We start from the raw sequence: 10,365 nt of genomic DNA on the forward strand, positions 1-10,365 counted from the left end.
GGTAGCGTCTCGGGCCATGACGGCTTCGGCGGCGGCCTCGCCGCGTCCTCGGAACCCGGCGGTGGCGATGGCGGGTGCCCTCGCCGCCGCCCTGCTCGGCTCGCTCCTGGCCGCGGTGGCCCCTCCGGCGCCGGCCGGCGCCTACCCGGCGGCCAACGTGGAGCTGCGGGGGCACGGCAACGGCCACGGCCGCGGCATGGGGCAGTACGGCTCGCTCGGCTACGCGCTGATGGGCCGCACGTACCAGCAGATCCTCGACCACTTCTACGGCGGCACCACGATGGGCTCGATCGGTGACCCGCCCATGTCGGTGCGGCTCACCGGCAACGACGCCCTCGACACCATCGTCGTCCAGGAGCAGAACGCGGCGACGACGAGCACCAACCCGGGGTCCACCTACCGGGCGATCCGTACCCGCATGGTGGCACCCAACACCTTCGAGGTATCGAAGGCCGACAGCTGCGGGGGGCCGTGGACGCCGATCGCGCCGGCCGCCGCCGGTCCCGTCACCCTGGGCTCGGGCGTGCCCCAGACCGATGACCGCAACACCCTGCTCCAGCTGTGCACGGGGTCGGGGGTGCGGTGGTACCGCGGGCACCTCCAGGTGGTCCACGACGCGGTGAGCGGGGCGACCCGCACCGTCAACATCCTCGGCATGGACGGCTACCTGCGGGGCGTCGTGCCCCGGGAGAGCCCGGCGGCGTGGGGCGCCCTGGGCGGCGGGGCGGGGATGCACGCCCTGCGGGCCCAGGCGGTGGCCGCCCGGTCGTATGCCCAGTCCGAGAACCGCTACTCCTACGCCAAGACCTGCGACACCGAGTCCTGCCAGGTGTACGGCGGGTTCGCCGTGCAGGACGCGGCCGGCTACCGGGACCTGGAGGCGGCGGCCACCAACGCCGCCATCGCCGAGACGGCGGGCCAGGTGCGCATCATGACCGCCACCGGCGCGGTGGCCCGCACGGAGTTCTCGTCGTCCACCGGCGGGCACACGGCCGGCGGCACCTTCCCGGCGGTGCCCGACGAGGGCGATGCGGTCGCCCAGAACCCGCACCGGGACTGGACGGCGTCGGTCCCGGTCGCCGCCGTCCAGGCCGCCTTCCCGGCCATCGGCGAGCTCTTGTCCGTGGACGTCGTGCGCCGCAACGGCTTCGGCGACTTCGGGGGCCGCGTGGTCGAGCTGGTGCTCGTCGGCCGGGCGGGGCGCCAGACCCTCAGCGGCAACGAGTTCCGGTCCCGGTTCGGGTTGAAGTCGGACTGGTTCCTCGTCACCAACAACCCGAGCGGCGGCGTCGCCGGCTACTGGGTGGTGGCCGCCGACGGCGGCATCTTCGCCTTCGGGGCCGCCCAGTTCTACGGCTCCATGGGCGCCCGGCGCCTGAACCAACCCGTCCTCGGCATGGCGGCGACCCCCAGCGGCGGCGGGTACTGGCTGGTGGCGGCCGACGGCGGCATCTTCAGCTTCGGCGACGCCGCCTTCCGGGGTTCCACCGGCTCCATCCGGCTCAACCAGCCGGTCGTGGCCATGGCGTCCTCGCCCTCGGGCAACGGCTACTGGCTGGTCGCCAAGGACGGCGGCATCTTCGCCTTCGGCGACGCCGCCTTCCGGGGCTCGACGGGCGCCATGCGGCTCAACCAGCCGGTGGTGGGCATGGCCCGCACGCCCAGCGGCGGCGGGTACTGGCTGGTGGCGGCCGACGGCGGCATATTCGCCTTCGGCGACGCCCAGTTCTTCGGGTCCACCGGAGCCATCCGGCTGAACCAGCCCATCGTCGCCATGGCCGCGACGGCGTCGGGCAACGGCTACTGGCTGCTGGCGGCCGACGGCGGCGTGTTCGCCTTCGGCGACGCCGCCTTCCTCGGGTCGCTGCCCGGCATCGGGGCGGCCGGCCCGGCCCGGGGCTTCCAGGCCACCCGGGGCGCCGGCTACCTGGTCGCCAACGACGCCGGCCGGGTGTTCGCCTTCGGCGACGCCCCCCGCTTCGGCGACGTCGCCACCGCCGTCCCCGGCTACCGCGGCGGCGTCAGAGGCCTGACCGCCCGCTACAACCAGTAGGGAGCCGGGCTACCCGGCGCCCGACGTGCGGCCCAGGGCCAGGGCGACGGCCTGGAGGTCCTCGGCGGCGGCCCGGCGCCGGTCCAGGCCCCACTGCGCCTCCCGGGCGGTGATCTCCTCCGGGGTGCGCACGTCGGGCCCCGGCTCGGCGGCGCCCGGCACCCGGAACACGTAGAGGTTCCAGTACTTGGTGAGCCCGAAGCGGGCCAGGTGCGGGTGCATGGCCCGCTCGACGCGGTCGCAGCGCAGGAAGCCGGCCTCGGTGAACCGTTCGGTCCACCAGTCGAACGAGGCGATGGTGAGATGGCCCTCGATGGGCTCGCCCCGGGCGTCGCGGTACAGGTCGTCGTAGGGGATGGGGCCCCGGAACCCGGGGCCGAGCGACTGGTAGTGCGGGACCCGCTCGTCGCGGACCTTGGCGTTGAACCATCCCCCGGGGCCGTTGTGGTTGGGGCCGAACGACGGGATGGTCGCCACGACGTAGCCCCGCGTCACCCGGCGCAGCTCCTCGACGGCGTGGTGGACGGCGCTGGGTGGGAGGTGCTCGAGGGTCTCCAGGACGGTCACCAGGTCGTAGCTCCTGTCGGGGACGTGGAGGCGGCGGGTGAGGTCGCCGTAGGCGATGTGCCCGCGCGCGCCCTCGGCCGCCCGCTCCACCGCGTACTGGCTCACGTCCACGCCCGAGGCGTCGATGCCCACCTCCCGGAGCGCCTCCACGACGAACCCGGTGGCGCAGCCGACGTCCAGCGTCCTCGTCACCTCGAACCACCGCCACACCAGGTAGGCGGCCACGTTGGCGTTGCTGGAGTCCCGGTCGTAGCGCTCGTAGCCGGAGAGGCCCATGCGGTCGAGCGGGTCCCGGCCCGAGCCGAAGTACGAGGCGCCGTACACGTCGTCGTCCAGCGCCCGGGCGAGCTCCCGAGCGACGGCGGCCATCATCCCGCGCACCCTGGGCTGGTTGCGGGCGGCGGACCGGAGGCCCTTGCGGACGACCGCCGCCACCGGCCGTACCGCTCTCGACGCCATGGGCGCCGACACTACCGGGGGGCCGCCGGGGCCGGTCCGGCCACCAGCTCCACGTCGTAGACGGTGAACCCGGCGGGGACGGCGTACGCCGTCGGCCCGTCCTCGACAGGGACCCGGGTGGCCACCCCGGCGTCGACCAGGGCCTGCATCTCGCTGCGGGGCTCGTCGACCACGAACACCGCCCGGGCACCGGGCGCCAGCTCCAGGACGTGGTCCCGCTCGTGCGTCCAGCGCCGCTGCAAGGCCGACCACTCGTGGAACCCGAGCTGCACGTAGTGCATGCGGAACTCGGGCAGGGTCAGCATGGCGTGGCGGAAGCGGTGCCCCCCGTTCATGTACATGAAGACGAGCTCGTCGGAGGCGGGGTCGAACTCCCGTCCCAGGGCCCGGTACCGCTCGACGTCGGCGTCCGTCCGGCGGATGGCGTCCTCCGTGATGCGGTAGGGGGCGCCGAACCGGGACTCGGTGAACCACAGGGCGCTGGTGTCGGTGAGCCGCTCGGGGAGCAGCGCCGGGGCGCCCCAGAAGCGCAGGGCCTGCACGGCGCACGCCGCCGCCACCAGGCCGCCGGCGACCAGGCGCCGCCGGCGGGTGAGGTCGCGGGCGGGCCACAGGAGCAGGAGGACCAGGGGCGGCAGGTACGAGAGCACGTACCCGGCCTTGCCGAAGTGGAAGACCGTCACGAAGGCGAAGGGCGGCAGGGCGGCGATCGCCAGCAGGACGGCCGGGGTGACGCGGGGCACCCCCCGGCGCCGGGGCCGGGTGCCTCGGTGGTCGTCGTCGTGGCGCCAGGGCCGCCGGGCCAGCACGGCGGCGGCTGCCGTCACGGGCAGGAGGAGCGCCACGGCGGCCAGCGTGTAGCCGGTGGCCTGCCCGACGTTGTAGCGCACCCCGCCCCCCGGGGCCCCGTAGACCGCCGAGCTCACCTCCACGGCCTGGCGCCACATCCGCCCGCTCTCCTCGCGCACGGCGGCCAGGCCTCCGGGCTGCTCGAGCGCCATGGGGACGAGCCACACGGCCACGCCGGCCACGCCGGCCACGGCGGTCGTGACCAGGACGCGAGCGGGGGACGGCGCCCGGCGGGCGCACCGCACCAGGGCCACCACGGCCAGCGGCGCCAGCAGGAGCAGGGACGACTGGCGCACCCCGCCGGCCAGGCCGAGGACCGCGGCCGCCGCCGGGGCGTGCCAGGACCCCGGGGTGGCGCAGAACGCCAGGTGGAGCAGCACGAGGCTGGCCAGGGCGTCGAAGGGATAGGTCCCGACCGACGACCCGTAGAAGGCGACGAACGGCGAGGTGAGGAGCACCCCGGCGGTGGCCGCTCCCAGCCACCGCCCGCCCATGGCCCGGCCGACGGTCCACCCCAGGGCCACCGTGGCGGCCGCCGCCACCGCCGAGGCGGCGAGGAGGCTGTCGGCCGCTCCGAGGGGAGTCACGGCCCGCACCAGGCGGCCCAGGGCCACGTACAGCCAGTAGCCGGGGGCGTGGGGGCTGGCCTGGGTGACGTCGAAGTCGTCGACGCCGAAGACCAGGCTCACCGAGTCCCACTCGGTGGGCCACGCCGCGGCGGCGACGGCGTAGGAGGCGAGGGCGGCGGCGAAGAGGCCGAGCGGGACGGCGCGGTCGGTGCGCCTGGTCCGGCGGGACAGCGCGGAGGGAGCGGTCCGCCGGGCGGGGGCGTCCAACGTCACGGTCATCGGGCTGCGGCCAACCTACTCCTCGGGGGCGATGCGCTCGCTCTGGCGGCAAGAAGGGGCGAATACCGCCTCTTCTTGCCGCCAGACGCCCGGCGCCGGCACTTCCGACGACAGCCGGCCGCTCCGCTCACGGCCCGCCGTCCCGCAGGCGGAGCCTGTCCGGCGCGACCGGTCCCCTAGCATCGCCGCCGATGGCGGACGACGCGGCACGCGACGTGGACCTGGACGAGGTCATCGCGCGGATGCAGGCGCGGGTGGCCGAGCGCCGGCGATCGGGCGCCTACCCGGAGGGGCTCGAGTCGGACCTGGAGGAGCACTTCCGGCGCATCGTCGCCCACCGGGCCAGCCCCGACTTCACCGACGTGCGGGCCCGCATCGCCGCCCTCGACGGGCGGTCGCGGTTCGGGCTCGACCGCATCCCGGCCACCTCGCAGCGCCCGGGCGGCCAGGCCCTCCACGCCGCCGTGGCCAAGGTGGTGGCCCGCCAGACGGCGGGCGTGCTCGACCAGGTCCAGGAGTACGCCGACGGCGTCCGGGACGTCCTCGTGGGCATCGTGGCCGCCCTGGAGGACCCCGAGGGCCACGTGCACGCCGACCTGGTCGGCCAGCTGGACGCCGTCCTGGAGCGGCTGACCGCCGCCGAGCGCCGGGCGGTGGCAGCCGAGGCGGCCCTGGCGGCACTGGCCGGGCGGGTCGAGGCGATGGAGGCGGCCGTCCCGCCCGCTCCGTGAGCCGGCGGGTCCACCAGGTGGTGGTCTCGGCGTCGGCGGGGGACGCCGTCACCAACGAGGCCCTGGCCATGCGGTCGGCACTGCGCACGCTGGGCGCCGTGGGCGAGTGCGAGATCTTCGCCCGCTACCACGAGCCCGCCCTCGCCGGCGAGGTGGTCCCGCTCGACGAGTACGCCCGCCGGTCGCCTCCAACGGCGGCCGCCGGGGAGGACGTGCTCGTCGTGCACGCCTCCATCGGCGAGCCGGCCGTCGCCGAGTTCCTGGCCGGCCGCCCCGAGCGGATCGTGGTCGTGTACCACAACATCTCGCCGTCGGAGTCCTTCCGGCCGTACGACCCCGCCTTCGCCGACCTGCTGGACGGCGGCCGGCGGGAGCTGGCCGAGCTGCGGCCCCGGGTCGCCATGGCCCTGGCCGACTCGGCGTTCAACGCCGCCGACCTGGAGTCCATGGGCTACCACGACGTGCGGGTGAGCCCGCTGGTGGTCGACGCCGCCGCGCTCACCCGGATCGAGCCCGACCCGGGCACCGCCCACCACCTGGCCGAGGTCGTCGAGGGGCCGGTCCTGCTGCACGTCGGCCAGCTCCTGCCCCACAAGCGCCCCGACCTGCTGGTGCAGGCCTACCACGTGCTCACCACCTACCTGGAGCCCGAGGTGCGGCTCGTGCTGGTGGGGCCGGGGCGGCTGCCCCGCTACCGCGCCGCCGTCCAGCACTACGTCCACGAGCTGAGCCTGCCGGGGGCGTGGTTGGCCGGGCCGGTGAGCGACGCCGCGCTGGCCGCGTTCTACCGCCGGGCCGACGTCTTCGTGACGGCCAGCGGGCACGAGGGTTTCTGTGTCCCCGTGCTGGAGGCCATGGCGTTCGGCGTGCCGGTCGTGGCCCGGGCGTGCGGGGCCATCCCCGAGACGGCGGGCGACGCCGCCCTCCTCCTGCCGCCCGGCGACGACCCCGTGCTGCTGGCCGAGGCCCTGGCCACGCTCCTCGACGACGCCGACCTGCGGGCGTCCCTGGCCGCGCGGGGCCGCGAGCGGCTCGACGACTTCGACCCCGCCCGGTCCGCCGCCGTGTTCCTCGGCCATGTGGCCGAGCTGGTCTGAGGCGACGGTGCGGCTCCTGTACGTGGTCCAGCGCTACGGCGCCGAGGTCGCCGGCGGAGCCGAGCGGCTGTGCCGGCTGTTCGCCGGCCGCATGGCGGCCCGCGGCCACCAGGTGGAGGTGGTCACGACGTGCGCACGGAGCTACCTGGACTGGGCCAACGCCTACCCGCCCGGCACCGATGAGGACGACGGCGTCACCGTCCACCGCCTGGCCACCGGGCGGGAGCGGGACCTCGACCGGTTCGGCCCCCTGAACGGGCGGGTGACGTGGGGCCGCAAGCCGGTGGCGCTGCACCTCCAGGAGGAGTGGATGCGCGCCCAGGGCCCCGACGTCCCCGAGCTCGGACCGTGGCTGGACGCCGAGGCCGGGCGCTTCGACGCCGTGGCGTTCGTCACCTACCTCTACGCCACCACCCGCTCCGGCCTGGCCCGGGCGGCCGGGCGGGTGCCCACCGTCCTGCATCCGACGGCCCACGAGGAGCCGCCCCTCACCCTGCCCCTGTTCGACGCCGTGTTCCGCCTGGCCGACGCCTTCGCCTTCTGCACCGAGGAGGAGCGAGACCTGGTGGAGGGCCGCTTCCGGACGCGGACGCCGTCGGCCGTCGTGGGCATCGGCTTCGACCTCGACGCCACCGGCGACGGTTCCCGGTTCCGCCGCCGGTCCGGGATGGGGGACGAGCCGTACCTGGTCGCGGTGGGGCGGGTGGACCCGGCCAAGGGCTTCGACGAGCTGTTCGACTTCTTCGCCGCCTACAAGCGGCGCCACCCCGGCCCGCTCCGCCTGGTGGTGGTCGGCGAGCCGGTCACCCGCCCGCCCGACCACCCCGACGTGGTCGTGACCGGCTTCGTGGACGAGCAGGCGAAGCGCGACGTCGTCGACGGCGCGGCGGCGCTGGTCCAGCCCTCGTACTTCGAGAGCTTCTCGATGGTGCTGGCCGAGGCGTGGGCGCAGGGCCGCCCGGCGATCGTCCAGGGCCGCTGCGCCGTGCTCGACGGCCAGGCGCGACGCAGCCGCGGCGCCATCCCCTACCGGGGCTACGCCGAGTTCGAGGCCGCCGTCGAGCTGGTGACGTCGGATGCCTCCCTGGCCGAGGCGCTCGGGCGAGCGGGCCGCCGGTACGTGGCGACCGAGCTCTCGTGGGACGTCGTGCTGGGGCGATACGAGGAGCTGCTGGACCGCGTCGTGGCCACGGCGGTCCGAGCGTGACCGCTGCCGGTGTCAGGAGTAGGTCGAGCGGGAGTCGAGCCACTCCTGGGCGTCGTCGCCGATGCGGCGCGCGAGCCGGCGCTGGCCGAGGCGGTTCCCGAGCACGAACCCGGCGGCGACCGCGAGGAGGGCGGCGCCGGCCAGCACGAGGATCTGGTCCAGGGTCATCTACGAAGTCCTCCCGAGGCGTTCGTCGGCCGGGACGTCGCGCTCGTCGGCGGGAGGGACCGGGTCCTCGACGAGTCGGTGCAGCCAGCCGGTGACGGCCGGCCAGTGGCCGATCGCCAGTCCCACCAGTGCGCCTGCGGCCACCGCGACAGCCAGCCAACCGATCGTCGAAGGCACGAACCCTCCTTCACACCGTGCGACTCCTCGTTCCCCTATCGGCGCCGATCCGCACGCGATTGAGGCGTAACGAGCCCAGAAGGTGGACGGACGGTCACCGGGCGGGCGCCGTAGTGGGCGACGGCCGACATACTGGTCAGGCAGGCGCACCGAGGAGGGGACGTCATGTTCGGAAGGCGCACCATCGAGATGCCCACCGCGGAGACCGCCCTGGCCGGCCGGCGGGAGGCCATGCGCGTCCCCGACCACCACGTCGTCCTGGGCACGCCGATCCGGCCCCCGTTCCCCGAGGGCCTGGAGCAGGCGGTGTTCGGCATGGGGTGCTTCTGGGGCGCCGAGCGCAAGTTCTGGGAGCTCGACGGGGTCTTCACCACGGCGGTGGGCTATGCCGGCGGCTTCACGCCCAACCCCACCTACGAGGAGACCTGCAGCGGGCGCACCGGCCACACCGAGGCGGTGCTGGTGGTGTTCGACCCGGCCAGGGTGAGCTACGAGACGCTGCTCCGGGTGTTCTGGGAGGGCCACGACCCGACCCAGGGCATGCGCCAGGGCAACGACCTGGGGTCGCAGTACCGGTCGGCGATCTACACCACCACGCCCGACCAGGCGGCCGCCGCGGCGTCGTCGAAGGCGCTGTTCGAGGAGGCCCTGGCCGCCCGGGGCTACGGCGCCATCACCACCGAGATCGCGCCCGCCGGGCCCTTCTACCACGCCGAGGCCTACCACCAGCAGTACCTGGCCAAGAACCCCAACGGGTACTGCGGCCTGGGCGGCACCGGCGTCAGCTGCCCGGTCCCGAACCTGTAGCGGGAACGTCCCGGATCCGGGACGTTCCCGCTACAGGTTGGCCGACCTCGACCGCCGCTACAGCTCTTCCATGGCGGAGCAGCAGGTCTCCACGATCAGGCGGGTGACGGTGTAGGGATCGCAGTTGGCGTTCGGCCGGCGGTCCTCCAGGTAGCCCTTGCCGTCCTTGGCGACCTGCCACGGGATGCGGACCGAGGCGCCCCGGTTGGAGACGCCGTAGCTGTACTCGTGGTACGGCGCCGTCTCGTGCTCGCCGGTGAGGCGGTGCTCGATGCGGTCGCCGTAGTTGGCGACGTGGTGGTCGGCGTTCTTGCCCAGGGCCTCGGCGGCCGCCACCACGGCGTCGTACGACTCACGCATCTCCCGGGTGGAGAAGTTGGTGTGGGCGCCGGCGCCGTTCCAGTCGCCCCGGACGGGCTTGGGGTCGAGGGTGATGGAGATGCCGTGGTCCTCGCCCACCCGGTGCAGCAGCCAGCGGGCCAGCCACAGCTGGTCGGACACGGCCAGCGGGCCGAGGGGGCCGACCTGGAACTCCCACTGGCCGGGCATGACCTCGGCGTTGATGCCGGACACGGCGATGCCGGCCTTCAGGCAGGCGTCGAGGTGCGCCTCGACCACGGGGCGGCCGTAGACGTCGTCGGCACCGACCCCGCAGTAGTACGGCCCCTGGGCGCCCGGGTAGCCGCCGCTCTCGGGGAACCCGAGGGGCCGGCTGCCCTTGAACATCGTGTACTCCTGCTCGATCCCGAACCAGGGCTCGTGCTGGTGGTACTTCTCCTCCACCTCGGCCAGGGCGGCTCGCGTGTTCGTGCGGTGGGGCGTCATGTCGGTGTCGAGGACCTCGCACATGACGAGGAGGCTCGGGCCGCCGCGCAGCGGGTCGGGCACCGAGCACACGGGGCGAAGGACGCAGTCGGAGTTCTCACCGGGCGCCTGGTTGGTGCTCGACCCGTCGAAGCCCCAGATAGGGAGGCTGCCGGGGTTGTCGACGATCTTCGTCTTGGACCGCAGCAGGGGGGTCGGCTCGGTGCCGTCGATCCAGATGTACTCCGCTTTGATGGTCAAGGCCGTCGTGCTCCGTGTCTCGTCGGGGTCGGGTCCGGTGGAGAGTGGCAGGCCGCCGTTTCCGCGCCCTTTCGCGTACGTGAACGGTGTGTTTCGCACCCGCCGGCCGGTCCCCACCCGGTGCCCTTGCTACCGCCGGCGGCGCGCGGGGCGCAAGGCGACGTCCCGGCGAGGCCCCGACGGGAGGCCTTACGCCACCGTCACCCTGATCCGCATGGCCGGGTAGTGGCCCGGCTCGTGGCACCCGACGAACACCTCGCCCGCCTGGTCGAACCGGTGGGTCAGCTCGCCCCGCTTCCCGGGGTCGACCGTGATGCCGCTGCCCGCCCCCCCGTGG

General features: G+C 74.6%; 10 protein-coding genes. 5 read left to right on the top strand and 5 right to left on the bottom strand.

Features of this window, described 5'->3' with window-relative positions:
- The first annotated feature begins 16 nt into the window (after nt 1-16).
- A complete protein-coding gene (locus VM242_12365) occupies nt 17-2,053 on the top strand; it encodes a SpoIID/LytB domain-containing protein (GenBank protein ID HVM05957.1) in 2,037 nt (678 codons plus the stop codon).
- Nucleotides 2,054-2,062: 9 nt separating this feature from the next.
- On the opposite strand, the gene VM242_12370 is transcribed toward VM242_12365, so the two are convergent.
- Nucleotides 2,063-3,055: a class I SAM-dependent methyltransferase gene (locus VM242_12370; protein ID HVM05958.1), complete on the bottom strand. Its 993-nt coding sequence runs from the start codon at nt 3,053-3,055 to the stop codon at nt 2,063-2,065.
- Between the two features lie 35 nt (nt 3,056-3,090).
- Nucleotides 3,091-4,776, bottom strand: coding sequence for a hypothetical protein (locus VM242_12375; protein ID HVM05959.1), 1,686 nt, complete (start codon nt 4,774-4,776; stop codon nt 3,091-3,093).
- Between the two features lie 191 nt (nt 4,777-4,967).
- Between VM242_12375 and VM242_12380 the strand changes: the two genes are divergently transcribed.
- Genes VM242_12380 through VM242_12390 form a run of 3 tightly spaced genes read left to right on the top strand, consistent with a single transcriptional unit; the run spans nt 4,968 to nt 7,811 of the window.
- A complete protein-coding gene (locus VM242_12380) occupies nt 4,968-5,507 on the top strand; it encodes a hypothetical protein (protein ID HVM05960.1) in 540 nt (179 codons plus the stop codon).
- Nucleotides 5,504-6,604 carry a glycosyltransferase gene (locus tag VM242_12385; GenBank protein HVM05961.1) on the top strand — a complete coding sequence of 367 codons (1,101 nt, stop codon included), beginning with the start codon at nt 5,504-5,506 and terminating at the stop codon, nt 6,602-6,604. Before VM242_12380 ends, VM242_12385 begins: the two co-directional genes overlap by 4 nt.
- A gap of 7 nt (nt 6,605-6,611) precedes the next feature.
- Nucleotides 6,612-7,811: a glycosyltransferase family 4 protein gene (locus VM242_12390; GenBank protein HVM05962.1), complete on the top strand. Its 1,200-nt coding sequence runs from the start codon at nt 6,612-6,614 to the stop codon at nt 7,809-7,811.
- A 12-nt stretch (nt 7,812-7,823) separates the two neighbouring features.
- Here the strand turns inward: VM242_12390 and VM242_12395 are convergent, their stop codons facing one another.
- Nucleotides 7,824-7,979: a hypothetical protein gene (locus VM242_12395; GenBank protein ID HVM05963.1), complete on the bottom strand. Its 156-nt coding sequence runs from the start codon at nt 7,977-7,979 to the stop codon at nt 7,824-7,826.
- On the bottom strand, nt 7,980-8,156 hold the full coding sequence (locus VM242_12400; GenBank protein ID HVM05964.1) for a hypothetical protein: 177 nt from the start codon (nt 8,154-8,156) through the stop codon (nt 7,980-7,982). It lies immediately after the preceding gene.
- A gap of 165 nt (nt 8,157-8,321) precedes the next feature.
- Here VM242_12400 and msrA point away from each other — a divergent pair, with 165 nt between their 5' ends.
- Nucleotides 8,322-8,963, top strand: coding sequence for a peptide-methionine (S)-S-oxide reductase MsrA (gene msrA / locus VM242_12405; protein HVM05965.1), 642 nt, complete (start codon nt 8,322-8,324; stop codon nt 8,961-8,963).
- Between the two features lie 57 nt (nt 8,964-9,020).
- Here the strand turns inward: msrA and glnII are convergent, their stop codons facing one another.
- Complete coding sequence (glnII, locus tag VM242_12410) at nt 9,021-10,028, bottom strand: glutamine synthetase GlnII (protein ID HVM05966.1); 1,008 nt, start codon at nt 10,026-10,028, stop codon at nt 9,021-9,023.
- Nucleotides 10,029-10,365 lie beyond the last annotated feature (337 nt).

The organism is Acidimicrobiales bacterium, assembly GCA_035540975.1.
Lineage (GTDB): Bacteria > Actinomycetota > Acidimicrobiia > Acidimicrobiales.